General features: G+C 65.5%; 35 protein-coding genes and 1 pseudogene. 5 read left to right on the top strand and 31 right to left on the bottom strand.

What is annotated here, in order from left to right; all coding sequences use genetic code 11:
- Window position 1: 1 nt before the first annotated feature.
- The 23 genes from N6H05_RS01875 to N6H05_RS01765 form a co-directional block, all read right to left on the bottom strand.
- Window positions 2-673 (bottom strand): YmfQ family protein, encoded by a 672-nt coding sequence (locus N6H05_RS01875; protein WP_284111507.1) that lies wholly within the window; start codon window positions 671-673, stop codon window positions 2-4.
- Entirely contained in the window at window positions 664-1,713 is a 1,050-nt protein-coding gene (locus tag N6H05_RS01870; protein WP_284111509.1) for a baseplate J/gp47 family protein, read from the bottom strand. Before N6H05_RS01870 ends, N6H05_RS01875 begins: the two co-directional genes overlap by 10 nt.
- Window positions 1,710-2,204 (bottom strand): phage GP46 family protein, encoded by a 495-nt coding sequence (locus tag N6H05_RS01865; protein WP_284111510.1) that lies wholly within the window; start codon window positions 2,202-2,204, stop codon window positions 1,710-1,712. Before N6H05_RS01865 ends, N6H05_RS01870 begins: the two co-directional genes overlap by 4 nt.
- Entirely contained in the window at window positions 2,201-2,494 is a 294-nt protein-coding gene (locus N6H05_RS01860; RefSeq protein WP_284111511.1) for a hypothetical protein, read from the bottom strand. Before N6H05_RS01860 ends, N6H05_RS01865 begins: the two co-directional genes overlap by 4 nt.
- Window positions 2,491-3,078 carry a phage baseplate assembly protein V gene (locus N6H05_RS01855; RefSeq protein ID WP_284111512.1) on the bottom strand — a complete coding sequence of 196 codons (588 nt, stop codon included), beginning with the start codon at window positions 3,076-3,078 and terminating at the stop codon, window positions 2,491-2,493. Before N6H05_RS01855 ends, N6H05_RS01860 begins: the two co-directional genes overlap by 4 nt.
- Complete coding sequence (locus tag N6H05_RS01850) at window positions 3,075-4,130, bottom strand: phage baseplate assembly protein (RefSeq protein ID WP_284111513.1); 1,056 nt, start codon at window positions 4,128-4,130, stop codon at window positions 3,075-3,077. The genes N6H05_RS01855 and N6H05_RS01850 overlap by 4 nt, the downstream gene beginning before the upstream one ends.
- Window positions 4,123-4,323: a hypothetical protein gene (locus N6H05_RS01845; protein ID WP_284111515.1), complete on the bottom strand. Its 201-nt coding sequence runs from the start codon at window positions 4,321-4,323 to the stop codon at window positions 4,123-4,125. The genes N6H05_RS01850 and N6H05_RS01845 overlap by 8 nt, the downstream gene beginning before the upstream one ends.
- Window positions 4,316-5,545: a DNA circularization protein gene (locus tag N6H05_RS01840; RefSeq protein ID WP_284111516.1), complete on the bottom strand. Its 1,230-nt coding sequence runs from the start codon at window positions 5,543-5,545 to the stop codon at window positions 4,316-4,318. The genes N6H05_RS01845 and N6H05_RS01840 overlap by 8 nt, the downstream gene beginning before the upstream one ends.
- A complete protein-coding gene (locus N6H05_RS01835) occupies window positions 5,542-7,089 on the bottom strand; it encodes a tape measure protein (protein WP_284111517.1) in 1,548 nt (515 codons plus the stop codon). The genes N6H05_RS01840 and N6H05_RS01835 overlap by 4 nt, the downstream gene beginning before the upstream one ends.
- Before the next feature lie 115 nt (window positions 7,090-7,204).
- Window positions 7,205-7,525, bottom strand: coding sequence for a phage tail assembly protein (locus tag N6H05_RS01830; protein ID WP_284111518.1), 321 nt, complete (start codon window positions 7,523-7,525; stop codon window positions 7,205-7,207).
- The gene (locus tag N6H05_RS01825; protein ID WP_284111519.1) at window positions 7,522-7,890 is read right to left on the bottom strand and encodes a phage tail tube protein; all 369 of its coding nucleotides are present in this window, start codon (window positions 7,888-7,890) and stop codon (window positions 7,522-7,524) included. Before N6H05_RS01825 ends, N6H05_RS01830 begins: the two co-directional genes overlap by 4 nt.
- Window positions 7,891-7,926: 36 nt before the next feature.
- Window positions 7,927-9,357 carry a phage tail sheath subtilisin-like domain-containing protein gene (locus tag N6H05_RS01820; RefSeq protein WP_284111520.1) on the bottom strand — a complete coding sequence of 477 codons (1,431 nt, stop codon included), beginning with the start codon at window positions 9,355-9,357 and terminating at the stop codon, window positions 7,927-7,929.
- Window positions 9,357-9,575: a DUF2635 domain-containing protein gene (locus N6H05_RS01815; RefSeq protein ID WP_284111521.1), complete on the bottom strand. Its 219-nt coding sequence runs from the start codon at window positions 9,573-9,575 to the stop codon at window positions 9,357-9,359. Before N6H05_RS01815 ends, N6H05_RS01820 begins: the two co-directional genes overlap by 1 nt.
- Window positions 9,572-10,231, bottom strand: coding sequence for a phage protein Gp37 (locus N6H05_RS01810; RefSeq protein WP_284111522.1), 660 nt, complete (start codon window positions 10,229-10,231; stop codon window positions 9,572-9,574). Before N6H05_RS01810 ends, N6H05_RS01815 begins: the two co-directional genes overlap by 4 nt.
- The gene (locus tag N6H05_RS01805) at window positions 10,228-10,755 is read right to left on the bottom strand and encodes a phage virion morphogenesis family protein (RefSeq protein ID WP_284111523.1); all 528 of its coding nucleotides are present in this window, start codon (window positions 10,753-10,755) and stop codon (window positions 10,228-10,230) included. Before N6H05_RS01805 ends, N6H05_RS01810 begins: the two co-directional genes overlap by 4 nt.
- Window positions 10,755-11,153, bottom strand: coding sequence for a phage protein Gp36 family protein (locus tag N6H05_RS01800; RefSeq protein ID WP_284112490.1), 399 nt, complete (start codon window positions 11,151-11,153; stop codon window positions 10,755-10,757). The genes N6H05_RS01805 and N6H05_RS01800 overlap by 1 nt, the downstream gene beginning before the upstream one ends.
- A complete protein-coding gene (locus N6H05_RS01795; RefSeq protein WP_284112489.1) occupies window positions 11,122-11,391 on the bottom strand; it encodes a hypothetical protein in 270 nt (89 codons plus the stop codon). Before N6H05_RS01795 ends, N6H05_RS01800 begins: the two co-directional genes overlap by 32 nt.
- Window positions 11,376-11,594 carry a hypothetical protein gene (locus N6H05_RS01790; protein WP_284112488.1) on the bottom strand — a complete coding sequence of 73 codons (219 nt, stop codon included), beginning with the start codon at window positions 11,592-11,594 and terminating at the stop codon, window positions 11,376-11,378. The genes N6H05_RS01795 and N6H05_RS01790 overlap by 16 nt, the downstream gene beginning before the upstream one ends.
- Entirely contained in the window at window positions 11,591-12,289 is a 699-nt protein-coding gene (locus N6H05_RS01785; RefSeq protein WP_284112487.1) for a TRM11 family methyltransferase, read from the bottom strand. Before N6H05_RS01785 ends, N6H05_RS01790 begins: the two co-directional genes overlap by 4 nt.
- The gene (locus tag N6H05_RS01780; protein WP_284112486.1) at window positions 12,286-12,705 is read right to left on the bottom strand and encodes a hypothetical protein; all 420 of its coding nucleotides are present in this window, start codon (window positions 12,703-12,705) and stop codon (window positions 12,286-12,288) included. Before N6H05_RS01780 ends, N6H05_RS01785 begins: the two co-directional genes overlap by 4 nt.
- Complete coding sequence (locus N6H05_RS01775; RefSeq protein WP_284112485.1) at window positions 12,702-13,028, bottom strand: hypothetical protein; 327 nt, start codon at window positions 13,026-13,028, stop codon at window positions 12,702-12,704. Before N6H05_RS01775 ends, N6H05_RS01780 begins: the two co-directional genes overlap by 4 nt.
- On the bottom strand, window positions 13,025-13,231 hold the full coding sequence (locus N6H05_RS01770; protein ID WP_284112484.1) for a hypothetical protein: 207 nt from the start codon (window positions 13,229-13,231) through the stop codon (window positions 13,025-13,027). Before N6H05_RS01770 ends, N6H05_RS01775 begins: the two co-directional genes overlap by 4 nt.
- Window positions 13,228-14,229 (bottom strand): hypothetical protein, encoded by a 1,002-nt coding sequence (locus tag N6H05_RS01765; protein WP_284112483.1) that lies wholly within the window; start codon window positions 14,227-14,229, stop codon window positions 13,228-13,230. The genes N6H05_RS01770 and N6H05_RS01765 overlap by 4 nt, the downstream gene beginning before the upstream one ends.
- A 270-nt stretch (window positions 14,230-14,499) precedes the next feature.
- Here N6H05_RS01765 and N6H05_RS01760 point away from each other — a divergent pair, with 270 nt between their 5' ends.
- From N6H05_RS01760 to N6H05_RS01740, 5 genes are all read left to right on the top strand, one after another.
- Entirely contained in the window at window positions 14,500-15,207 is a 708-nt protein-coding gene (locus N6H05_RS01760; protein WP_284112482.1) for a helix-turn-helix domain-containing protein, read from the top strand.
- 2 nt (window positions 15,208-15,209) lie between these two features.
- Window positions 15,210-15,638 carry a hypothetical protein gene (locus N6H05_RS01755; protein ID WP_284112481.1) on the top strand — a complete coding sequence of 143 codons (429 nt, stop codon included), beginning with the start codon at window positions 15,210-15,212 and terminating at the stop codon, window positions 15,636-15,638.
- Window positions 15,639-15,705: 67 nt separating this feature from the next.
- Window positions 15,706-15,948 carry a hypothetical protein gene (locus N6H05_RS01750; RefSeq protein WP_284112480.1) on the top strand — a complete coding sequence of 81 codons (243 nt, stop codon included), beginning with the start codon at window positions 15,706-15,708 and terminating at the stop codon, window positions 15,946-15,948.
- Window positions 15,945-16,271: a hypothetical protein gene (locus N6H05_RS01745; RefSeq protein WP_284112479.1), complete on the top strand. Its 327-nt coding sequence runs from the start codon at window positions 15,945-15,947 to the stop codon at window positions 16,269-16,271. The genes N6H05_RS01750 and N6H05_RS01745 overlap by 4 nt, the downstream gene beginning before the upstream one ends.
- Window positions 16,271-16,585 (top strand): hypothetical protein, encoded by a 315-nt coding sequence (locus N6H05_RS01740; protein ID WP_284112478.1) that lies wholly within the window; start codon window positions 16,271-16,273, stop codon window positions 16,583-16,585. The genes N6H05_RS01745 and N6H05_RS01740 overlap by 1 nt, the downstream gene beginning before the upstream one ends.
- Window positions 16,586-17,647: 1,062 nt before the next feature.
- Here the strand turns inward: N6H05_RS01740 and N6H05_RS01735 are convergent.
- From N6H05_RS01735 to N6H05_RS01700, 8 genes and pseudogenes are all read right to left on the bottom strand, one after another.
- Window positions 17,648-17,986, bottom strand: a pseudogene (locus tag N6H05_RS01735) (DUF3470 domain-containing protein); the annotation flags it as partial.
- A gap of 149 nt (window positions 17,987-18,135) precedes the next feature.
- The gene (locus tag N6H05_RS01730; RefSeq protein WP_284114145.1) at window positions 18,136-19,008 is read right to left on the bottom strand and encodes a phytoene/squalene synthase family protein; all 873 of its coding nucleotides are present in this window, start codon (window positions 19,006-19,008) and stop codon (window positions 18,136-18,138) included.
- Between the two features lie 133 nt (window positions 19,009-19,141).
- Window positions 19,142-19,723, bottom strand: coding sequence for an LOG family protein (locus tag N6H05_RS01725; protein ID WP_037507379.1), 582 nt, complete (start codon window positions 19,721-19,723; stop codon window positions 19,142-19,144).
- Between the two features lie 31 nt (window positions 19,724-19,754).
- Complete coding sequence (locus N6H05_RS01720) at window positions 19,755-21,236, bottom strand: phytoene desaturase (protein ID WP_284112477.1); 1,482 nt, start codon at window positions 21,234-21,236, stop codon at window positions 19,755-19,757.
- The gene (crtY, locus tag N6H05_RS01715; RefSeq protein ID WP_284112475.1) at window positions 21,236-22,384 is read right to left on the bottom strand and encodes a lycopene beta-cyclase CrtY; all 1,149 of its coding nucleotides are present in this window, start codon (window positions 22,382-22,384) and stop codon (window positions 21,236-21,238) included. Before crtY ends, N6H05_RS01720 begins: the two co-directional genes overlap by 1 nt.
- A 194-nt stretch (window positions 22,385-22,578) precedes the next feature.
- Entirely contained in the window at window positions 22,579-23,925 is a 1,347-nt protein-coding gene (locus tag N6H05_RS01710) for an ammonium transporter (protein ID WP_284112474.1), read from the bottom strand.
- Window positions 23,926-23,938: 13 nt separating this feature from the next.
- Window positions 23,939-24,277, bottom strand: a complete 339-nt coding sequence (locus N6H05_RS01705; protein WP_004209785.1) for a P-II family nitrogen regulator — start codon at window positions 24,275-24,277, stop codon at window positions 23,939-23,941.
- A 156-nt stretch (window positions 24,278-24,433) separates the two neighbouring features.
- Complete coding sequence (locus tag N6H05_RS01700; protein ID WP_284112471.1) at window positions 24,434-25,009, bottom strand: DUF924 family protein; 576 nt, start codon at window positions 25,007-25,009, stop codon at window positions 24,434-24,436.
- Window positions 25,010-25,061 lie beyond the last annotated feature (52 nt).

Here is a 25,061-nt window from a genome sequence, read left to right as displayed (position 1 = left end):
ATCAATCCTCCAATATGAGATGGCCGCCGGTCTCCAGCAGGCGATATCCGCCGCTTTCCAGCAGCGATGCCCCCGGATCGGTCGGGTAGGAAAAGATCACGTGGGTATGCGCCGGGCGCGCGGCCGAGATGATGCATTCCAGGTCTAGCGCGGCGTCGCCCTCCAGCAGGGCTGAGCCGGCGGGATCGCCCGCGACCATATAGTTGAACACGCTGCCGTTGCGGACATGGACGCGCCAGATATAGCGCCACCGTCCCGCCGCCACCTGGGCGCTGAGGCTGGTGTCATAGTCATCGACCTCGGGGTCGAACTCATGGATCGTAACGTCGAAACCGATCGACGCGGCCAGCGCGATATAGAATGCCGGCGTCTGCCCGGCCTGATAGGCGAGCTTGCGCCAGCAGGCGAGTTGACGCGCCGCGATCGTGGTCGCCGCTGCGGTGCAGGGATCGGGGAGTCCCAGCGCCGCTTCCCATTCGGGGAGCATCTCATAGGCGGTGCGAGGATCATATTCGGCCAGCAGCTGTTCCATACGCTCTTCGACGCGCGCAAACTCCTCGGCCCAGCCATCCAGCAGCTTGGTGAGCATCGCATCCTCCCCACGCGGCCAGGCCGCGCCGGGGGGAAGAAGCGCCTGCAGCTGCTGGCGATAGGCCGTCGCCATCAGGCCCATGCGATGGCTCCGAAGGTGAGTATCTTGCCGGCATCGGCGGTCTGGTTGGTGGTCGGGCTGGTCAGCACATGATCCAGTTCGCCCGGCGCGATCGAGATGGACTCGCGCATCCGGCTGACCAGGACCGTGCCACCGGGAATCGCATCGCGGGCAATAAGGTCGCGCAGCTCCGCTTCGACCGAGGCGCGCGTCGCGGCCGTGTCGGGCGTCAGGGCGATGGTGAAGTTGAGCGGCTGCGCGATCGGCGCCTCGACCGTCACCTCCGCCGTGACCGGACGCTCTTCCGCGATCTTGGCCGCGACCAGGGCGACGGTGCCCGGATCGGGGATAATATCTTCCCGGCCGTCCATCACGAACAGCAGCTTGACCGTGCCCAGGCCGTTCCAGTTGGGATAAGGCCAGGCGCGTGTAACCCCGGCAATCTCCTTGGCCCAGCGGACATAGTCGCCGCTCTTTCCGCCTGCCGGCTGGTTGCGCAGGCGCTCCCACACTCGGTCGTTCAGCTGCTCGATCGTCTCCTCGTCGCTGCCGCCGATGATCCCGCCGACAGCTACGGTCGCGACCGCCTGGACGCCGCTGGCGGGCGACTGGAAGGTCAGGGTCTGGCCGGCTGCCATCGCACCGGCTGCGCCGCCATCTTCGCAGGTCACCGCCACGCTGGCCGTCCCGCCCGCGATCGTCGCCAGCGCCATGGTCGCAAATCGCACGCCATCCGCCCGCACCAGGATGCTGCCGGCCGGGGCCACGGCGCCATTGGTCCCGGCCAGGGTGACAGCGCCGGTCGCGGCGATCGCCGCCTTGCGGACGATGCCCAGGCGGCTGGCCCAGCCGGTGACGGTGTCGGGATATTTGGGGTCGGGCAGGAAGCGCGCGCGATCGTCGATCATGCCATAGAGGCCGTTCATTGCGCCGGCATGGACCCGCGCCAGGACGTCCAGCACGTTGCGCCGCAGCCGGCTGTCCGCGCCTGGCAGCTTGCCATTGATATCGTCCTGCGCGCGCGTAATCAGCTGGGTCAGGGTCGGTCGTTGAAAGCTCATGCGGTCCCCTCGCGCTCGATGCGGCCGCTCTCCGCATCCCACAAATAGTTGATGGCCAGGCGGGCGCCGCCCGGCCGGGTTAAGGTGATGGTGATGGACAGGCCGCCCGATCGGCGGCTGGCGGCAACCGGCAGCAGGACGCAGTCGATATCGATCGCCGCGACGACGCCGTCGGCGACCAGCCAGTCCAGCGCCTCGCGGCAATAGTCACGGGCGCGGACGGCCGTCGTCGGCACGACCTTCGCGCGCGCCAGCAGCCACAGGCGCGACCCCGTCCGGTCGTTTGCGTCGTCGTTTGCACAGTCGCCCCACCAACCGCGACGATCGGCCCCACTGTCCGGTAGCGCGTCATCGTCACGGGCGCGGACATCGGTGAAGAGCGAGATGGTCACCGCCGTGCGCAGGCCGTCGTCGGTGACCAGGTCGCCGGATGCGATCGCGATGTCGGCCGACCAGGCAGCGCTGTCGAAGACAAGGGCGATATCGGTCACGCCGGCATGCTCCGGGCCTGCGACACGATCTTGATAGCCTGGCTGAGCGAGTAGCTCCCATCGACGCGGACGACCAGCGTGGCCCGCCAGCCATTGGCATAGCGGGCATGGATGCGGCGCAGCCGGCTTTGGGCGTCGAACAGAGCGTGCGCCTCGATCGGCTCACCGTCGCCGCCGCGCTGCCCGCACTCGCGCAGCTTGTCAGCGACCATGGTCATATCCTCGCCGGGGGCGACGACGACCTTCTGCCAAGCGCGATTGCCGCGCTTACGGGGAGAGCTTGCCTTCATGCGATCTTCACCTTGCTGGAGCCGCCGGTGATGGCGGTGCTGCTGACTGTGTCGGTCTTGCGGGCGGCGAAGAGGCTCGCCCCTTCGCCCAGGGCAATGCTGCTGCCGTCCAGCAGCGCTTCGCCCTGGCCCTTGATCGAGACCGCACCATCCGCGTCGACGGTGAAATCGCCGCCGGCTTCGACGCTGAAATTGCCGTCCGTCTGGCAGGCGATACCCAGCGACGAAGCTATGCGAATCCCGTCGCGGCCGATCAGCACGCACTGGCCCTGGTCGTCATGCAACGCGACCTCGCCCTCTTGGAGCGACTTGAGCCGATAGCGGCGATCGGCGATCGCGATGACCAAGGCGTGGCCGCGCAATCCGCCCACTGCCAGCGAGATGGCTTCGGCGCCTGGCTTGGGATGCGCCGCGAAGCCATAGGGCTGGAAATGTTCGGCACCGTCCTGCGCCTCGTCGGCCAGCAGGTCGATCTGCACCGACTGGAGGCCGGTGCTGTCGTCGACGGCGGCCAGAACGGCGCGGCCGACCATCATCTGGATACGCCCCAACAAGGGGCTTAGCGCCCTTTGAAGCGCGCTCATGCCGCTTCCTTTTCCGCCAGCTGAGCGAAGGCACCGGGCGGCGCGATCGACAGGGTCGCGATCGTCCCTTCGCCGTCCGACTTGGCGAACGTAACCGCCGCGATCAGCATGACCTCATCCGCCATGCCGATCTGCGCGCAACGCACCCGCACCCGGCTGTTGGGTCGCCACAAGGCGCCGCCTGGCGCCACGCGCCAGCCCAGCACACGGATGTCCGCGCCCCTGGCACGGCCAGCGCGCACGCCCGCCTCGAATTTCGCGCGTGCCCCTGCGCTGGCGCCGTCGCTCTGCTCCTCCGCCACCAACAGCAGCGGGCGATAGCGGCGCACCCCGGCATCCTTCGCCTCGCCCTTGATCTGGCTCACCGTCTTACCGTGGCGCTCATCATCGCCATGGGCCTGGCCCTTGACGATATAGTCGGAAAAGCGCTCGCGATGATCGGTGCGTCCCTCGGCCGACTTGATGTTGACGCCCAGCTCCAGGGTGGCGACCGGCGCGCCGGCATCGGGCGTAGTAATCTCCAGGTCGCCCGAGGCGGTGGGGACAGCGATAAGGCCCCGGAAGCGCAAGAGACGCTCGATCGCGGCGGCGACCGTCTCGCCCTGCTGGATCGCGAACTTGCGAATCGCCGCACCCGTGCTGACCTTGACCGCGACCGTCACCCCGAACGGCTTGGCCAACTCGGTCGCGATCGCCTCCAGCTTGACGTTGCGCCAGCTTGCCGGCCTGGCGATCGCGGAACAGTCGGCCAGGTCGCCCGTCTTGTCGCGACCCTCGACCGTGATGCCGTGCGATTCCCCGTCGATCGCAGGTGACACCGCATCGACCCAGCCATCGACCACGACCGCGCCGCCGATCTTGAGCTGGCAGCGATCGTCCGCTGCGATCACCAGCAGCTGGCCGGCTGCATCATCCTTGGAGGAAAGCGACAGGCGGAAGGCACCGCACATCGCGTCGATCGCGCGGGTCACGCTGACCTCTGTCCAGCCCGCGTAGAGCTTGCCGTTGATCGCCAGCTCGACCTTCTCGGCGATGATATCCGCGTCAGCCATGGTCCGCCCCCAGGGTGCGGCGCACGCGATCTCCGGCCCGCCGCATTTCGTCCCAGGCGCGGCCGGTCTCACGGGCGGCATCGCCATGCAGGTCATGGGCGCGACGATAGTTCGCCTCTGCCAGCTGTAGGGCGCACGCCGCCGTGCGGATCGTGTCCAGCTGCGTTTCCCAGCGCGTCTCGACCTCAGCCATTCACTGCCTCCCTGCTCAAGACCTGGAGCGCCACGCCGCCCGGCACGAAGCCGGGGTGGCGCACCTTGTTGCGGGCGACGATCTCGTCCGCCCGATCGATCACGCTGGACGGGTCGCCATAGAGGCGCATGGCGATCACCAGCGCCGGCTCGGTGACGGCTGGCGTGTAGCGCTGCAGCCGGGCAAGCGAACCGCCGCGCGCAGTCAGGTCGGCCGTGCAGGCGCGGCGCAGCGCGTCATACTGATCCGCGCCGCCATCGTCGCCGGCATCGGCCTGGCGCAGCGCGAGCGCATCGAGCCGATCAGCGGCATCGTCACGCGCGGCGACCGCTTCGTCATAGGATGCAAAGTCGCTGCCAGCGAGCCAGCGCACCAACTCGGCCGAGGCGGCGAGATTGACCAGCTGCACCATTGCCGCCTGGTTCTCCCGCTCCAGATTGCGGGCGGGCGTGTCACCGGTCACCGGCGGCAAATCACCGCCCCAGTCCATCAGCGCGCGATAGCTGTCGCCCTCGGCCGGGCCGCCGATCGCGCCCAGCACCTGGACCAGGCTGACGACGGCGCGGCCGAGATCGATCGGCGCGCGCAGCAGCACCGCGGTTTCGCCAAGAAGCCCGAGATTGGTCTGCAGCGCCGCCAGCGCACCACCAAAGCCACCCTGAAGACCTGCACGGAGCGAGACCAGCGTGGTCGCGCCGCCCAGCACCTTCTCGGCCGCTTCCTCGACAAAGGCGGTCGCGCCCTCGACCGAGAATGCAGCACCGAACAGCGAGGGCGCGGCATCGGCCGCGACATCAGCCTGGGCGATGGCGGCGGCCTGTGTGTCCGCCGTGGCGACGGCCGGCGCCGGCAGGCCGGTTTCGATGAAGTCGATCGTGAACCAGGCGATGTTGATGCCGTCGATCGCGGAGTCCCGGCGCGACCAGGCACCCGCCGGCACCGCGACCTGCATCGACCCGAACCAGGGGTGGATCAGCGTGCCGGCGCCCGGCGCCTCCAGTGCGTCGACCAGCTCATTGGCGAGGGCCGGATAATCCTCACCGACAATATGGCAGTCGATGCGATAGCTCCGCGCGGCCCGGCCCAAATCCTCCCAGACCGGCTTCTCCGCCTGGGGGAATTCATGGACGACGCCGCGACGGCCGCCGCTGGTCTCGCTCTCCTCGGTGCGAAAGGCGACACCGCGAAAGCTGCCCTTCTGCCAGCCGGCCGGGGCGCTCATGCCGCACCTGCCATCTGGCGGCCGGTGTTGACTTCGACATCGATGCCGGCGGCCGACAGCTTGGTCGGCTTTGCGGTCGTCCCGGCCGGCGTCTTGATCGTCAGTTCGACCTTGGCGTTTGGCGCAGCCTGCGCCTGCGGCCGGCTGGCGTCGATAAAGGGTACGCCGCTCGATCGCGCAGGAGAACGCCGGGGCGGGCGGTTGGCCGGCTGTGCCGGTGCCGCGTCCATGAACGGGACGCCGCTGGGTTTTGGCGCTGGCGCCGCCTTGGGCTTTGCCCAACTGGGCGCATGGTACTTTAGCTGGAAGGGGTTGGTTGTTGAGTTCCATTCGACGCTGCCCAAGGCATCGCGATAGCCCCACAGATTTTCAGCATCGCCAACAAACTTGCGAACCTTGCCCCCTTTTTCATCCAGTTCCCGCAAGGCGCCCGCCAGCGTCGAAACGGCGCTGCCGACATCGCGGATGCCGCCCGCGATTCCCCGCCAGTCGGTACTACCGACGACGTCGATCAATTCGCCAAGGCCTTTGCCCGTGTTTTCAGCCCAGCGCTGGAGGCTCCCGTCCTTTTCCATCTGGCCAAGGCTGTCATTGATCCGGTCGATCTGCTTATTCACCTGGGCGCCAAAGCCCCCTTCCCAGACGCGGTTGGCGATGCGGCCCATGCCGTCCATCAGGTTCGACCATTTGCCCTCGGTCGTCTTGGCCAGGCGCTCCATGCCGCCCGCAAATCGCTGGTCCATGATGCCGAGCAAAGCCGTGCGGATCTCGGTCGACGTCTGCCTGACCATCTTCGACATTTCCTTGCCGTTGCGCTGCCAGCGGAAGGTGACCTTGTCGCCCTGGACGGCGGCCTTGATGCCGAATTCCTTGATCCGCTCGAATTCGCCTGTCTGCGCATCGGCGATCATCTCGACCGCCTGCATCAGCGACTTGCCCATGCCGGCGGCCGTGTCGCCCAGCGACCGGAGCGTCCCGTCGGTCGGGTCGATGCCATAGGCCTTGAGCGCGATGAAAGCCTCCATCACGTCGTTCAGTTCATAAGGCGTCCGCGCGGCGAAATCCGACACCCAGTTGAGCGCGCGCTCGCCGGCAGCGGCCGATCCTTCCAGTCCCTCCAGCTGGACGCGGAATTTCTCAAAGGTCAGGCCGGCGGTCACGACCTTGTAGAGCGCGGCCGACAAGCCGGCGCCGGCCAGCGCCGTGCCCGCCATCAGGCCGGTGCGCAGCGAGCTGCCGATCATGCCGCCCGCGCGATAGGCCAGCTTTTCCATCTGCGCCTGACTGAACTGGATGCGCCGATCGAGCGCGGCCAGCGCGCCGATCGAGCGGCGCGACGTCGACACGAAGCCGGTGCCTATGCGCCGTGCGGCGCGATCGAGGCGATTGGCCGAGCGCTCGGCGCCATCCATCCGCTGGTCGAGCGAACGCATGTCCAGCGCCGATCGCCGCGAGGCGCGGCCAAGGCCGGTGACCGCCGCATCGACCCGCTCAGTCGGGCGGCTGGCGCGATCGATCGCCTCCAGGATCAGCGAGAGCCTCATTCGTCCTTTCGCTCTTCATTTATGCGCTGGGCCTGGCTCAGCCAGAACTCCAGCTCGGTATCCGTGAGGGCCATGGCATCGGCCGGTGACCAGCCGCAGCGGAAGACCAGATCGCCTAGGCAATCACGCCAGTCGCTGGGCCATGCTCGGTAAAAAAACCAAGGCACTCGTCCAGGCGGTCGAGGTCGACCCAATCGATCTTCTGGATCACGACCATCATCTGGCCGGTGACGCTGGCCAGCATTTCATGCGTGCGCTGCGCCGCATTGCCTTCGCTGCTGGCGATCACGCGCTCCACGCCGGTCAGGCGGCGAAGCTGCAGCTTCTCCAGCAGCGTCTCCTGCTCGCCGACCTTGTATTTGACCGGATAGATCAGGTCATAGCTGTTGTCCGGGTTCAGATAGGACGGGCGAGCCGGCGCGGTCGGCGCGGTCACGATACTTCCTCTGCCGCCTTGCCATACAGGACGCACTTGGCCTTGCCGTCGCTGGTTCCCATCGGCGGGCGACCTTCGCTATAGGCCTGGCGCACGACGAAGCTCTTACCATTGTCGAACTCGATCGTGGCAGTGGCGCCGGTGATCAGGCCGAAACTGGTGGCGCTGAAGCCGCCCTTGGTGAGCGCGTTGAATTCCAGCTTGCTGGGCTTCACCGGCCCTTCCTGATAGGCGCCTTCCTCATAATCGCCTTCGACCGGCGTGCGGCTGGGGCCGCCGGGGTCCAGCACCGTATCGCCCGCCGTCTCGTAGAGAACGCCGTCGATCTTGACCTTTGCTTTGCCGATGACCTGGTTTTTCGCCATGTCCTATTTCCTTCTAAAAGCCCTTTGAACGCTCGCTCAGAGGATGAATTCGATGCGGGTGGCGAGCTGCAGCAGGCCGTTGACCGTGTCGGGGGTCATCAGCGTGTTGAGCTGGCGGCGGTTGGTCGCGTCGCGCTCGATCACCAGATTGGCGATGAAGCCGTCGACATCCTCCATCAGCTCGGCCTCTTCCCACTCGCGGGCGAGCGCGATCGTCTCGGCATGGACCGACGCGATCGCGTCCTCGGTCAGCTTCGCGCGCGGGAATTTCTCGGCCATGCGCACGCGATAGCTGTAGCGATAATAGCCCAGCGTCGCGGTGGTCTGGACGTCGAGATAGCTGTCATCGTCGAAGCCGGCGGCGCTCACCTGGTAGCAGCTGATCAGCCGCTCGATCGCGACATTGCCCTCCGCGTTGACGCGGAAGGTGGAGATGCCATCCTTCAGCAGCAGCTCGCGCTCGGTGCGGATGAAGCGATGCTCCGGGCGCGGCGCGCGAATCCCCGCGACCACCAGGTCGGTCAGCGGCCGGGCCGGGTCGATCTGCAGATAATAGGCCGCCACCGAGGCAAAGGCGGCCGCGACGATCCAGGGCGGCGACGGCAGATTATAGCCGCCGACGATCGTCGCATGCTTGCCATTGCGCGTCGCGCCAAAGCTCGACAGGGTCGAAAAGCTGCCCGACAGACCGAAATAGGCGCGCCCTTCGATCTGGCGCACCGGTCCCCAGCGATCCTCCAGGTCGGTGTCGATCACCGACATGTTCGCCGCATCGTTCACGCCGATCGCGATGGTCTGGTACCAGGCGTCGCCCAGGCTCGCGACCAGGCTGGTAAGATCGGGGTTCGTCGCGCCTGCCGCCATCGGCACGATCGTCGCGGTCACGCCGGCCGGCAGAGATTCCCCGTCGAAATAATTGGCGCGCAGGTCGATGTCGTTGCCCGCCGTGCCCTTGTGCCGACAGGTCAGGGTGACGACGGCGGCCGCTGCCGAAGCGGTCACTGGCAGGTCGGGCAGCGCATTGATCGCAGCGGCGACGGCGGTGGCGATCGTGCTGGCGCTCGCGCCGCTGGCGACGGCTACCGGCACGCGGACACCAGCGATCATCAGCGCCAGTGTGCCGGCGGCGGTGGACGGCCCGCCGATCGTGATCGAGCCGGTGGCCGCAACACCCGCCGCGTTGTCGGCGATGGGCATCGCCCAAAGTTCGACCTGGCTGCTGGCGGTCAGCGCGGCCGCCACCATCGCCGCCAGGATCGAGCCGCGCCCTGCCAGGGTTGCGCCCTGCTCGGCGCGGGTCACCCGCACCGGCGCCGAGACGCTGGCCGCGCCGATGCACTGGCCGATGAGAGGGATTTTCTGCAAGGCGGGCGGCAGGCCCTGGCGCGCGCGATTATTGGCGATCTCGACCTGCGATCCGGGGACGCGCTGGTTGGACGAAATCTTGTCGAAAGCAAAGCTGGCCATCAGGCGTCTCCATCCTTGGCGGGTTCGGCCGCCTTCTTGTCCCCGGCCGCGACGCTCTTGGCATCGGTCGGCTCAATGTCGCCCTGGTCCAGGCGGCGCTGCCAATAGGCGGACCAGGCCAGGCCTTTGCCGTGCGGCGGCAGCGGTGCGCCCCCGTCATCGGGGTCGCGGACCTGAAGGCCCGCCTTGGGCCGGAAATAGCGAAGCTGGTCGGTCATGACGGATCGGTCTCCTGAAGGGCGATATGGTCGGTGGCGTCGGCGTGCGGATCGTCGGGCAGCTGGGCGCCTGGCACGATCGGATCGGCGTCGACGGGATGCGGCGTGCCGAACGCAGGCACGTCCCAATTCACATGCAGGGCGGCCAGCTCTTCGTCGCTGTCGTCGCCAGCCAGCTGGATGGTGAAGCGACAGCCGAGCATCATCGCATGGCCGGACAGGTTGAGGTCCTGCATCGCCTTGCTGCGCTTGAGCGGCTGACAATCGCCGACCGTCATCGGCGCGACCAGGTCGAGGCCCAGCATCTGCCGATCGAGCAGCGCCGCCGCGCCCAGCGCCAGCCGATAGCTGCCCGGCTCTTTCGCCGGATTGGGGCCACCATGGCGGTTGGCCGCTTCATCGGGCCGGGCGCTGCTATGGACGACAACCAGGCCGAAGGTGCCGGTGACGGCGATGACGCCATCGCCCCAGGACTCCGGATCGCTCCAGCCGGTGAAGCCGACCCAGGCGGCCGGGCCTTTGATCTCGCCGCGCTTGGCGGCGAGGTAGGCCTCCCAGTCGTCCGGCAGCGTATCGAGCCGGTTCCAGGCAAAGCCCAGCGCGTCCTGCATCGCCTTCAGCCGCGCCAGCACGGCCAGTTCGATCGCCGCGATCATTGCTCGGCCCCCAGATAGTCGGCGACATGACCGCGAACGCCTTCCATCCCGTCCGACGACAGGCCGATGAACTGGCGCTGCGGGGTGCTGGCCTTGCGGCGATGCGCCTTGACGGTGACCGTGATCGGCTCGGCCAGCGTCACGCCGAACACTTCGCGCATGACGCGCTTATGGCTGGCGACCTGCTCGACACTCGACCAGCCATCATTATGACGGCGCGCGTAGACGACGTTGGTGCCCGCCTCGACGCGGGTGCGGCTGGCGACATGGGTGATCGACCCGCGCAGGCGGCGGCTGTCGGTCAGCGTCTTGCCCCCGGTCGCGATCGCGCGCTGCGACTTGTCCCAGGGAATGCCGGCGGGCGAATGCTCGCCGTCGAAATTCTCCTCGATGTCGACCTCGATCTCCATGCCGAGGATGTCCATCAGCGGGGTGAGGTCGCCCAGCCGGTCGAGCAGCAGCGACAGATCGCGCTGGACCTCGACCAGGCCGTCGATCGACAGGGACATGCCGGCGCCGGCCATCAGAATTCACCCAGGGAATCGCGGCTGAAGGTCCGCTGGCGATCGGGCACGATGACGGCACCGGTCCGCGACGGGATATCCTGCTTGCCCTGGTCGATCTTGATCAGGCCCCTGGAAATATCCTTGAGCTGGTCGAGCGCACGGGTCTCGCGCTTCTCGATCGCCTCGGGCGGCGCCTTGTGCAGCTTGGCATAGGCGATTTCGCAGACCAGTTCGGTCAGCAGGGGCGGCAAGGCGCGGCCGGGAGCCGGCGCGTAATATTTTGCGACATAGCCTTCCGCGATCGACGAGGCGGTCTGCAGCTTGACGTTGATCGCGGCGATCGCCTGCGCGTTCCAGCCATCCTGATCGGTGAGCTGCACCAGCTCATCTTCGCCATAGCGCGCTTTCATAGCCATTGCGCTCCTCGCTGGAGCGCGCCTGAGGCTGTTCGGGATTGGGCAACTCGGCGCGAACGCCCAGGCGCATGCACGCGACGATCTGGCCGCCCCGGCTTACGGCGTTGTCAGGGAAGACTACGACCCTTGCGCCGCTGCGCACGTCCATCCAGTCCAGCAGCTGCTTGACCTGATCCGACGACAGTTCGGGCGCGATGGCTTTGATGTTGGATACATCCATGATCAGTCCTTCATCCACCAGAAGCCGGGCGCATCCTGCGCATCGGCCTGGACAGGCGCGGGGTTCGTCATCAGGTCGGCAGTGCGCTTGGCGACCTCGGCTTGGGCGCGATGCGCCAGGGCACGATTACGGCGGCGCAGGTCCACAATCGTGCAGCCCAGCGCCATCGCCTGCTCAAGTTCGGTGCGGGCGCGGCGGAAGCGATCGGCATCGGTGATCATGCGGCCAACTCCAGCTGAGGAAGCACGCCGACGCGCCGCAGATCGAAGTCACGGTCGATCAGCTTCTGGGCCGGGGTGCGGGGCGGAATGATGCGGGTGATCGTGTCGCGGGTCGGCGCGCGCAGGTCCCAGACCAGCCACATGTAATCGATCGTGCCGCGCTTCCACGCGGTCGGGCGCTTCGTCTTGGGATCGAGCGCGGCCAGTGCCGTGCCCGGCGGCATCGAGGGGCGATCACAAAACTCCAGCTTCAGCTGGGGCGGGTATTCCTGGAAAAACCCGTAGCGGCCTTCGCAGGCCCGCCAGCGCAGCGGGACCAGGATGCACACCAGACCACTCGCCAGCATCAGGGCGCGGCGCACGAAGCGCTCGGCGATTCCCGGCGCGCAGCCATAGGGGATATTGGCCACGATGCTCAGCCGCGCCCAATGCTCCAGCATGCACGTCTGTTCGCCCAGGAAGTCATGCTCACCCAGGAACAGGTGCGCCGGCTCGGTCGGCAGCCAGCGATTGACCAGGTCGGTGCCCATCGCCTCGAACCCGGCTGCTGCAAAGGTGCAAGGGATCGTCCCGAGGCCGCAGCACGGGTCCCAGACCAAATCCTGCGGGTCGAAGTCGACCATCTGCATCAGCGCGCGGACGGTCCATGCCTGTTCGACATACCAGTCCTGCGGGTGCCGATCCGGGGCAGTCATGCGCTGCACCGCTCGGGATGGGCGCGGCGAAGGGCGTCCAGAAGTGCGGCGGAGCTGCGGGCAGTCGCAGCCTCGCCACTGGCCAGATCGGTCGCGCCTTCGCGCATGTAGGCGACAATTTTCTCTGCCGTTTCCCGGCGAATATTCAGCAGCTCAGCAATCTGTCCGTAGGACTTGCCTTCGTCCCACAGGTCCATGATCGCGGTTTCAAGCGCTGCGGTCCCGATGCCATATTTGCCACGCTCGCAAGGCGTTCCCGTGCCGCCACGGCTCTTCGCCCGATGCCCGCTCGCCAGCAGCGCGCTGGCAGTGCTGACGGTAACGCCGAGCGCGTCTGCAATCTGGCGATTGCTGGCTCCCCTGGCTTGGAGCGCCAGCGCGCGCGCCGTCCGGGTTTCTCCAGTGTCGTTGGTCACAGACGCCTCCCATCGGCATAGGTGACGCGCGCGCCATCGGCCGCGATCGCCACGGTGGACATGGATAGTGCGGGGGTGCGGGGCGCGCGGCGCAGATGGTCCTGGCAGTCGCGGAAGGCGACGCCATAGGCCCGGTTGAGCTGTTCCTGATCGTCGCGCGGCGCCCGACAATGGGCAGCGCGGGCCGCGTTATAGGCAGTCAGCACCGCCTGGCGCAGTTCCAGTGGAAGCGTGAACCAGTGATCTTTGCAGAACCAGCCCCGGCTGATCTGCGCGCGACACCCCTCGGCCGAGCAGCTGGTATGGTGGCGGGCGCCGATCACCAGCGCCTCCCGACGAACATGTCGGCCGGATCGATCGGAGCCGAGGGGGGCGCAGCGCCACCATGCGGGCGCAACTTTTCGGCGAGCGAGGCCCAGCGTTCAGCGTCGTTGCTCTCTTTGCTGGCTTCCGCATGGGCAGCTGCGAACAGGAACAGCTTGGCGCGCTCCCAATCCGTCAGTTCGATGGTCAGGGGCGCCGTCATTTGCCGATCCCTTCTTCCTCGATCCGCGCGTCCAGCGCGGCACGCAGCGCCAGCAAGGCGCTCGGCTTCATCGTCTTCACGATCTCGGGTGCGATCCGCGCCTGATCGCCGGCCGACAGGCGGGCGAGGTTCGACGTGGTGTTGTTCATATACTTGGTCGCGCCGGTCGGCGCCGCGCCTGCCTTGGGCGTCGACAGGCCCAGCCCGTCCATCGCCTGGGCCAGCGTCATGTCCGGCGTTTCGACCAGGCTTTCGATCAGCGCCTGGCGATTGCCGAGGTCCACGATCGAGGCGATGTCGCGTAGGGCTGAGGCGTTCTCACCCACGATCGGGTGCGTCGCCAGGCCCCGCCACAGGGCAGGAAAAGGCGCGATCAGCGCGCGATGAAGGGCCAGATCGTCCCGGATGGTCCGCTTCGAAAGACCCAAGGCGTTCGCGGTGCTTTCTTGCCAGCCATATACGGTGGCAAAGTTTGCCGCCGTATGGTCTGCCTCAGCGTCGTTCAGATCACTACTGCGTTCGACGCCCGGCGCTTTGGCCTTTGCCGCATCCCAACGGGCGCGGATAGCGATGGACTGCTGGCTAAGACCGCCATGGCTTGCAGCCAATCGAGCTTCTGCAGCGTCGGCAATGGCACGGACGAAGCTCGCCCGCTCCAGAGGACTGCGCGATCCGCGTTGGACATTCTCAGATGCCTCGATCTGGCGAAGCGTGACTTCGTCGCCTTCGACTTCGAGCGCATCGAGCATCAGCCCCTCGCACTCGGCGCCATAGTGGCGATGCCTTCCCACCACCAAAGTCCAGGGCTGCGCGGCGCGAGGTCCGTTGCGAACGATCTTGATCGGTTCGTTCTGGCCGTCTGCAAGCATCAGCTTGCCGAGAGCAGCGCCCTTGTCTGGATGAAACGCGCCCAGCCGTTCGCCGATAGCGACGTCATTAGGCGACACTTTCAGCACTTGGAGAGACGAAGGCGCCTCGATTTTAGGTTTGGAAGCCATGTTTAATTGGCCTCCGAAATTAGACGGTGCGTTTCCGCGTTTGTGGAATTATGGTCCAACATTATGGACTCGTCGACCAACATCCCATCGCGCTTGGCGCGGGCAATCTCTGCCCGAACCAGTTTCGCGACACGCCCGTTAGGCCGGCCACGAAGCCAGTCGACGACTGCCTGGTATTTGACGCCTTTCTTGGCCGCGAACTTTCGAACGCTTCCGTGCCGCTTCCGTAAAGCGGCCTTGATATCCTCCCGCTGGGGAGATTGAACGAGCATGTCTAAAGCCTCGGTCATTGGGTCCAACAAATTGGACCATAAAGACGAAGAATTGGACCGTCAAGCTCCTGCTGCATTTGGGGAGCGGCTGCGCGCACGCGCAGGTGAGGTGGGCGTCGGAATGGCAGAACTCGGGCGTTTTGCAGGCGTGAAGAAGCAGTCCATGTCCGGCTACTGGAATGGCGAGCGCCTTTGCGGGTCCGATAAATTGTTCGCGCTGTCCGATGCATTGCGTGTCAATGCACGATGGTTGATCTCGGGAGCTGGGCCAAAGACTGGCGCGGATCTGGTCGCAGTCGAGGAAGCAGATTGGGAACAGGTCCCATTTTTCGATCTCAGGAACATCACTGACACCGGCAAGGGCGAGCCAGAATTCTGGACGCCTTTCCGCAAGGACTGGCTGATGAGGGCGTTGGGGACCGCTTTCGACCTGTACCTCGTCAAGCTGTTGTCGGATTATCAAAGCCGCAACGGCGACCGCGACCTTTACGAGGGTGACGTGGTCTTCGTGCGCGAGATAACGATGGGCGAGCTGCAGGACGGCCACATCGTGATATGGCGCCGCGACCAATCGTTAAAAGTGGCTCGGTTTGCCGTTGCCCGGCGTGAGCGCGAAAGCGGCGATGTCATCTTCCCGGAAGAAGTCGGTGATGATCAGTTCGTGCCGATCTGCCGTATTTATGGCCGATATCTGCAAAGGATTTGACGATGCGCCACGCGTTGCTGATCACTGCGGCTGCGCTCGCGGCATGTGGCGAAGCACCACAACCCGCCAACAATTCGGTTTCCAGCGCGATAATCAGCGACGTGCCGGGTTACCAGCCTCCTGCGAACATTGCAGGTGCTCCGTCGCCGATCGAACGCGCTCGCGCTGCCCTGAAGCGCGATCCCAAGGTGGTCGATTTTCTCTTGGACCCGGCAAATGCAGTGATGCTGCAGGTCGCCGTCAGGAGCAACGGTTCCCGCGAGTACGGCTTGGCTGAGACCTACTGCATGGACCTGAAGGATTGGGGCTTCGACAAGAACGAAGCGGCTGTGCGGATCGTTGACGCCGCACGTGTCCAGGCATCCAATGGCGATTTTCGATCGATCAGCTTGGGCACTGTCCGATGCAGGGACACAACCCGCCTCGACTGAATTGCACTTTTGTTCTCTTTATGTTCTCATTCGTTGATCGGCACGAGTCGATGAATGGAGGAATGTCATGGAACATGCAGACCCGACCCAATTTGCGACGGAGAAGAAGCCGCCTTTTGGCCAATGGCTGATCCAGCAGGAACAGCGCAGGGGAGCGATTGGCGAACTCGCCAGGCATGCCAAATCTGATCGCGGATTCCCGCGCAACGGCGACGTGAAGGATGCCTGGAAGCGGCTCAACAGCATCCAAGTGGAAGGCGACCTCTATGACGCGATGGAGGAAGCTGAGCTGGATTATCTGGCGCTATGAACGTCCGGCGCCGCGACCCGGCTTATTGCTTTGCCGCTTTGGGCAGGCAGAAGGCGCCCTGGCGGCCGACCATACAACAGGCGAGGGCGGACGCGCTCGACGCTGGCTTTGGCAGCTGGGGCGACCATCTTCCTAAGCCGGGGACGGAACGGCGCATCTTCTTGGATGCGCTGGCCGAAATCTGGTCGACCCACGAACTGGTGCCGGCCGTCCCACGCGAAGTCGTCGAACCATCGGTGCGCAAGGAAGAAGTTGGCGACGACTATGCCGGGCTGTCCAGGATCGACCGCATCATCGCCCGCCGGGAAGGGAGAATGCGCTGATGCCCAGCCGCCGACGCAAGGGCGAGCGCCCGATCGACAAGAGCCAATTCTATCGGCCCTATGACGAGACCCACCCGGTCGCCCATGCCATCCGCACGGGATCGCGATGGTTTCTCGCCTGGCAGTTCCAGTACGGCTTCAGCGATGCGCGCCTGGTTAAACAGACCGGACTGGCGCCGGGCCGGCTGCGCCAGCTCGACCAGGACGCGCCCGTCCTGCAGGCGGAGGTCGAGGCCCTGGCAACCGCCTATGGCGTCCAGCCGTCCGACATTATAACATCGCTGCCTGATCCTGCGCTGCTGCTGAAGGAATAGAGGATGGACGGCGACCCGACCTGGAAGCGCTATCTAATCCTGGTCGAGGTCGCCGCCATCGCCATCCTGGTCCTCTGGTCGATCCTCGATCGACCCGCCCGCTGGCTCCTCGCGCACCTCTGAAAAAATCGGCCCAGTTCGCGGACAGCAAAGCGCGACCAAATTCCGGCATTGCCACCGGAAAAGCCCCGATCCGCCTGACTTCTGCGAAAGTGGGACGCTCAATCGGAACTGGGACCAGCCGGGTCCCACTTAATTTTCATCGATACGGCCCGGAAGCGGTTGCTCGGAACCCCGTAAAAGGCCTCTCAAAGGTCTGAAACGCCCATTTGAAGGGCTTTGAAGGCACGACGCGGCAAAACCTCTTACGGCCTTCCACGGACGGCTCACTCCAAATACTCTGGTCCCAGCACTGTAAATTTGGCCCACCACTCTAGACACAGGTCGGACCGCCTTGCCGAACGCCCAAATTTTTGAGCACCCCGCGAAAAGCCCCGAAACACGGGCCTTCTGTCCCACGCAATCCCGGATAGTCGCGGATAATCCCGCCTCATCGGCCCATTGGGATCACTCCAAACCCTTGTGTCCCCTTACAGTGAAGCGACAGGCGCGCGGCAACCGGGTCATGATGACGCGCCTTCAACGCAACAGGGAGACGACAAGGAGGCGACAGGAAAGCGACACTTGCGCGCCGGCCAGGCGACAGCGGCTTGGCCACAAGGGCTGGAAAGAGGAGCGGGCTGCCATCGCCAAGTGTAGATCAGAGAATGGCCGAGTAGGAAAGCGGGATGCCGGGTCAAGCCCGGCATGATGGACGCGGGGATGGCAACTGACGACCGAAGCGGTCATTCCGCTAGATTATCCTCGTCCTTGAAACCGGCCACTCATTCGGATGGCCCGTTTGACGCTGAATGACGAAATCCTGGCGGGAAGCGGTCATTGTGAAACCATGCTGCGCTATCTCCAAAAGCGCCGGATGATCCTCATCATTTTCCCTAAAGCGGTTTCACCGTGGCATCGATTGCACGTACTGGCCCGGGCTGGCCTCGTTGGTGAACCGACATTGCCTTCGCCTGGACGGGGCGAAAAGTAGCGTTCGAATTTCCCGGAAACCGCGCGAAATTGATCGGCATCTGCAGGAGTTTGCCCACCGTCGAAGGTCACATTCGGCCACAAGGTCGAATACTTTGCGTTTAGTTGAATCCATGGTTCGGCACGAGGTTCAGTGTCAAAAACGATTGCGTCAACCGGACATGCCTCGATGCAACATCCGCAATCAACACATTCGAGAGGATTGATGACGAGCATGTTCTCGCCCTCGTAGAACGCATCGACTGGACAAACTTCGACGCAATCCATGTGCTTACATTTGATGCACGCATCAGTGATTACCCCAGTCATGCCTTCTACCTCTGCTTCCAAGGCAACGGCATAACCCTCAGCTGGGAACGTCCGCAACGGCGCGGCTATTGCCGGATGATTTTTCACCGCGCAGTGTCAGCTATCGCCGGTCGTCTCCCCAAAGGCGGACTGTCTCCAACCCGCCCAAGTCAAACAGCCGGCCGCGTCCACAATCCCACAGGCCGCGCCGCCCTTGCCGGCCAGCGCCGCGCCCGTCCCGGCACCTGCCGCCCCGCGCGGATCACCCAGCCCAGCTTCTCGCGCCCCGGCGTCACCACGCGATGGTCCCAGGCATGCTCGCCCCGCCGCGCCACTTCGCGCGCAATGTCGCCATAGATGCCCGCCGCCGCCAGCACCGCCCAGGCTGCCCGCGCCGGCAGCGCGCCGGTGCCGTGTCGCGCACTATCCTCATAGGCGGCCGCCATGTCGGCCAGCCGCTGGCCCAATATCGCCAGCTGCGGCCGCAACCAAGGCTTCATATGCTCGCCGGGCGGCATGTCCATTTCCACCAGCCATTCGACCGGCAGGTAACAGCGATCGGCCAGTTCATCCTCGCTGATGTCGCGGGCGATATTGGCAAGCTGGAAGGCGATGCCCAGGTCGCAGGCCCGGTCCAGCGTCGCCTCATCCTCCGGGGCGACGCCCATCAGCACCGCTATCATGCAGCCCACCGCACCCGCGACATGATAGCAATAGCGCAGCATGTCGGCCTCGCTGCGCGGCCGCCAGTCACGCGCGTCCAGCGCAAAGCCTTCCAGCAGGTCATGGGCATAGCGGTGCGGGATCGCGCATTCGCGCATGACGACGCCAAAGCCGTCAAAGGCCGGGTCGCCGGTCGGCTCGCCGCGCAGCGCCGCATCGGTCAGCACCCGCAGCGTCGACAGCCGCGCCTGTCCGTCGGCCACGCCCCGCATCGTCCCGCCATGGTCCTGCCCGTCGGCGATATCGTCGCATTTGCGGCACCAGGCATAGAGCAGCCAGGCCCGCTCGCGCGTCACCCGGTCGAACAGTTTCGACGCCATGGCAAAGCTCTTCGAGCCCCGCGCGATGCTGTCGCGGGCATGGGCGACCAGGGCGGGGCGATCGAGACTGTATGAAACCATGGTCGGGACATGCCCTGTCCGGCGGGCAATGTCACCCGACCATGGTTTCAGATCAGAGCCGTGCGGCCTTCATCGCGAAAATCGTCTCATGCGGCTGATACGCCGCCATCTGGTCCAGCAGCCCTTCGATGCTGTCATCATGGATCATGATGCCGGCATGCTGCGGCCGGATGAAACCGGCTTCCACCATCTGCCGGTTGAAGCCGATCAACTGGTCATAGAATCCCGCGACATTGAGCAGGCCGACCGGCTTGTTGTGATAGCCCAGCTGCGCCCAGCTGATCGCTTCCCACAGCTCGTCCATCGTGCCGACGCCGCCCGGAATGGTGACGAAGCCGTCCGACAGGTCGGTGAAGAGCTGCTTGCGCTGATGCATGGTCTCCACCACGTGCAATTCGGTGCAGCCGCGATGCGCGACTTCGGCGCCGACCAGCGCCTCGGGGATCACGCCGATCACCTCGCCGCCTGCCTCCAGCGCCGCGTCCGCCACCGCGCCCATCAGGCCCAGCCGGCCGCCGCCATAGACGACGCCGATGCCGCGCTGTGCCAGGGTGCGGCCAACATGGCGCGCCGCGTCAATATAGGTGAGGTCGGCCGGCGTCGCCGAACCACAATAAACAGCCAGTCTTTTCATCATCTTCCAGTCCCGAAGCGCCGCGCGCTCCTCAAGCCATGTCCTGCAGCATCAGCGCCGCGGTCGCCTTGGCGCTGCCCACCACGCCGGGGATGCCCGCGCCGGGATGGGTGCCGGCCCCTACCAGATAAAGGTTGGGAATGACATCGTCGCGATTATGGGCGCGGAACCAGGCGCTCTGGGTCAGCAGCGGTTCCAGGCTGAAACCGCTGCCCAGATGGGCGTTGAGGTCGCGGCCAAAGTCACTCGGCGCATAATGGAACTGGGTTACGATGCGCGACCGGATGTCGGGGATCAGCCGATGCTGGATCTCGTCCAGAATGCGCTCGGCATAGGCGTGGCCGAATCGATCCCAGTCGATCGGCAGCTTGCCCATGTGCGGCACCGGCGCCAGCGCATAGAAGGTCGAATAGCCTTCCGGCGCCATCGACGGATCGGTCACGGTCGGGTGATGCAGATAGAGCGAGAAATCCGCCGGCAGCACGCCATGGCTGTAGATATCGGTCAGCAGCCCCTCATAGCGCGGGCCGAACAGGATCATATGGTGGGGAATGCCCGGCCAGCTGCCCTTGATGCCGAAATGCAGCACGAACAGGCTGGGCGACCATTTCTTGTGCTGCAGCTTTTCCGCCTGCTTCTGGCCGCGCGGATGATGGCCCAGAAGGTCGCGATAGCTGTGCATCAGGTCGCCATTGCTGGCGATCGCGTCCGCCTCCCCGCGCCAGCCGGACGTGGTGCGCACCGCCACCGCCCGATCGCCATGGGTCTCGATCTCGACCACCGCGTCGCCCAGCCGCAGCACGCCCCCCAGCCGCTCGAAATGGGTCGCCATGCCCTGCACCACTCGGTTGGTCCCGCCCTTGGCGAACCATACCCCGCCATCCTTCTCCAGCTTGTGGATCAGGGCATAGATGCCGCTGGTGGTCATCGGATTGCCGCCGACCAGCAGGCTGTGGAAGGACAAGGCCTGGCGCAGCTTCTCGTCCTTCACATGGCTCGACACGATCGAATAGACCGATCGCCAGGCCTGATATTTGGCAAGGCTCGGCCCCGCCCGCACCATCGACGCGAAGTCGAGAAAGGCGACCGAGCCGAGCTTGCGATAGCCCTCCTCATAAACGCCGTCGGCATAGTCGAGGAACCGTTCATAGCCCGCGACATCTTCCGGATTGAGCTTGGCGATCTGTGCGCGCAGCGCCACCTCGTCGTTGGAATAGTCGAAATTGGTGCCGTCGCGCCAGTTGAGCCGGTAGAAGGGCGACACCGGCACCAGGCTGACATCCTGCGCCATGTCGTTCCCCGACAGGCGCCACAATTCGGCCAGGCAGGCGGGGTCGGTAATGACCGTCGGCCCCGCGTCGAAGGTGAAGCCGTCCTTCTCCCACATATAGGCGCGGCCACCGGGGCGGTCGCGCGCCTCGATCAGGGTGGTTGCCACCCCGGCCGACTGCAGACGGATGGCCAGCGCCAGGCCGCCAAAGCCCGCGCCAATGACAATCGCTTTCCGCTCCATCAGGCGGGTGGGTTCAGCAATGCGTGCATGGCATCCCTTATGCGCACCGGGGGACGCCCGCACAAGATGCGGATGCGATCGGCGATGGTCGACCGCCCGGCATAGAAGCGCTGGATCAGCCCCGGCCGCAAACGATAGAAGCGGGCAAAGATGCGCCAGCGCTGGTCCGGCGCCGCGGCGCCGAAGAGCATCTGGCCAAGCAGCCGATAATAAAGTCCCTTCTTCCAGTGCGCCGCAGCATAGGTCCGCGTCGCCGCCGGCAGGCCCTTCAGCGGCTGCTCCACCAGCCAGGTCGCGAATCGCACCGCATCGGGTAGCGAATAGCCGGTCATCGGCTGGAACAGCCCGGCCTTCACCCCGGCCCGCGCGACCGGGTCATCGGCCGGCCAGTAACCGTCGAAATCGCCGCCATGCACCACCGGCAGCACCCCGCTCTCGCTGTGGATAACTTCCTCCACCTGCCAGCCCTGCGCCTGCGCATAGGCGGCGATCCGCTCCGCGATCCCTGCCTCGTCCAGTGCCGGCCCGTCGCTATAATAAGTATCCTCGACAAAGATCGTCCAGGCGTCGCGCGGCAGCAGATAGACGAAGCGATAGCCGTCGATCTGCGCCACCGTCGCGTCCATGATCACCGGCCGGGCGATCCCGTGCGGCTGTGCCAGCCGCAGCGTCTGCCCGACGAATTTCTGCCAGCCACAGCGCAGCGCCGACAGGTCGCCCGCGCCCCGCGCATCGATCATCGCAGGCGCGCTGATCCGCCGCCCGTCCTCCAGCACCAGAAATTGTCGGCCGATCGTCGCCACCCGCGCCCCGGTCAGCAGGTGATCGCCCAGCGCCGCCCGCACATGCGCGTCGAAACGGGGGGAGGCGATGCTGTTATAAGGTGTGTCGAGTTGCCGCCGATAGCCGGGAAAGCGCACTTCATGCCCCTGCGACCAGCGGCTGCTGACCAGCGGATCGACCAGCCAGCGGTTGCGCACATCGACGTCGCCGTCGAAGAAGGACCAGATATGATTGCCGCCGACATGATCGGCCTGCTCGATCAACAACAGGCGCGTGCCCGGTCGCCGCTCGGCAAAGGCAAGCGCGATCAGCCCCCCGGCAAGGCCGCCCCCGATAATCGCAAGATCGCATTCCAGATCATCCACCCACTCCTGTTAGCGACGCCGGCGCCAAAGGCAAAGCGGGACGGGCAGGCTGGGATGCGCATCCGGTTGGTCGATGGCCTGCCCTGTGGATAAAAATAGGGCCGGTGTTTTCACACCGGCCCCAAGGCATGTTCGCAGGAGGAACAAGGTGAAGCGGGCGGCCCTGGCCCGTGGGATGGGCCGCCCTGCCAATCTCAGTAATTGTAGGCGCGCTCGCCATGTTCGCCGAGGTCGAGGCCTTCATATTCGACCTCCTGGCTGACCCGCAGGCCGGTAACGGCCTTGGCGATGAAGATGGCGATGGCAGTGCCGATCGAAGCCCAGATGATGGTCACGACGACCGCTTCGATCTGGACGAGCAGCTTGGCGCCGATTTCATAGTCCGCCGCGCCGGGGCCGCCGAGGGCCGGCGAGTAGACGATCGCGGTGCCGATGGCGCCGATCATGCCGCCGATGCCGTGGATGCCGAAGGCGTCCAGGCTGTCGTCATAGCCAAGCTTGGGCTTGAGCACGGTGACGGCATAGAAGCAGACGATCGAGGCAACGGCGCCCAGGACGATCGCACCGAACGGACCCGAGTTGCCGGCGGCCGGGGTGACCGCGACGAGGCCGGCGATGATACCCGAGCAGAAGCCCAGGGCCGACGCCTTGTGGCCGTTGACGCGCTCAGCCAGCATCCAGAACAGACCGGCCGATGCGGTGGCGACGAAGGTGTTGATCATCGCGAGGGCAGCCGAGCCATTGGCTTCGAGCGCCGAACCGGCGTTGAAGCCGAACCAGCCGACCCACAGCAGGCCGGTGCCGACGGCGGTCAGCGTCAGGCTGTGCGGGGCCATCGGTTCCTTGGGATAGCCGATACGCTTTCCCAGGATGATCGCGGCGACCAGCGCCGAGACGCCGGCGTTGATGTGGACCACGGTGCCGCCCGCGAAATCGAGCGCGCCGGCCTTGAAGAAATAGCCCGAAGCGGCCCAGACCATGTGCGCGATCGGGAAATAGACGATCGTCAGCCAGATGGCGGCAAACACCATCACGGCCGAGAATTTGATGCGTTCGACCACCGAACCCAGCACCAGCGCGACGGTGATCGCTGCGAAGGTCATCTGGAAGGAGACGAAGACATATTCCGGAATCTCGACGCCGGCGGTGAAGGTCGCGGCCTGCGAAGCGGGCGTGATGCCCTTCAGGAAGGCCTTGTCGAAGGTCGAGATGAAGTTGGAGAGGCCGCTGGTATAATCGGGGCCGAAGGCCATCGAATAGCCGTACATGACCCAGATCAGCATAGCGAGGCAGGCGGCGGCGCCGATCTGCGTCATCACCGACAGCATGTTCTTGCTGCGAACGAGACCGCCGTAGAACAGGGCCAGGCCCGGCAGGATCATGGCCAGCACCAGGATGGTGGAGGTCATCATCCAGGCGACGTCGCCCTTGTCCACGGTCGCGGCCGGCGCGGCCGCGTCCTGTGCCCAGGCGGGCAGTGCGGCGAACAGCGAAAGGCCGGTGGCCCCCAGCGCGCCGCAGAGTTTCTTCGAAAAGGTCATTATTCCCCCCTTCTTACAGCGCGGTTTCGCCGGTCTCGCCGGTGCGGATGCGCACGGCCTGGCCGACATCGAGGACGAAGATCTTGCCATCGCCGATCGCGCCCGAATTGGCGGCGGCCTGCGTCGCTTCCACCACGCGCGGCGCGAGGTCGTCGTCGCAGACCACCTCGATCTTGATCTTGGGAACCATGTTGGTGGAATATTCGGCGCCGCGATAGATTTCGGTCTGGCCCTTCTGGCGACCAAAGCCCTTCACTTCGCTGACCGTCATACCGGCGATGCCAAGCGAGGAAAGAGCCTCGCGGACATCGTCAAGCTTGAACGGCTTGATGATAGCCATGACAAGTTTCATGTCGCCCCCTTATTTGGTGTGCGGCGACATACCAGCAAGAGGCGTGCCAATTTGCTAATGACGCATTAACGCGGGATTTCCACTAGGGGAGATTGTTGCGCCGCCGAAAAAATGTGCAGATGCACAGCCATGCCTAAAAAATAGGCATGTTCCCGCCTACCATTGCGATCCTTCGGCGACCGCCGCCGCTTCGGCGGGCAGGGTGGCGCGACCAAGGGCGGCGTTGCGATGAGGGAAACGGCCAAAGCGCGCGATGGTTGCATGATGCTGGCGGGCGAAATCGAGCGACCGGGCGTCGCCGGTCCCTTCGAACAGGGAGAGCGACAGCTCCTGATCGGTCAGATCCTCGCTATGCTGGAAGGGCATGTAGAAGAAGAGCCGGCCGGCGCCGCCGATCTGGATGTCATAGCCCAGCGCAATGGCGCCGCGCGCCACCCCGCGGGCGATCGGGTCGGTGGCAAAGGCCTGGGCCTGGCCGCGGAACATGTTGCGCGGCAGCTGGTCGAACAGCAGCACAGCGGCCAGCGCATCGTCGGCGCGGTCGAGGAAGCTTTCGGACGGAAGCGTCCGCTTCTCGCTCCACAACACGGCGAAGCGGTCGATGCAATGCTGGTCGAGCGCCGGATCATGGCTGTACCAGCCTTCCTCGCCCACCTGGTTGAACCAGAAGTCGAGCAGGGCCGCCGCCCAGTCGGCGGTCACGGCGTCATGGCTGTCGGTCAGCATGTTCATACGCAAAATACGTATCGATCGTCGCCCGGTTCCTCGGCCCATGGCGGCGGCG

It is taken from the genome of Sphingobium sp. WTD-1, from assembly GCF_030128825.1.
Taxonomy (GTDB): Bacteria; Pseudomonadota; Alphaproteobacteria; order Sphingomonadales; family Sphingomonadaceae; genus Sphingobium.
This window is presented reverse-complemented; position numbering and strand designations above follow the sequence as displayed.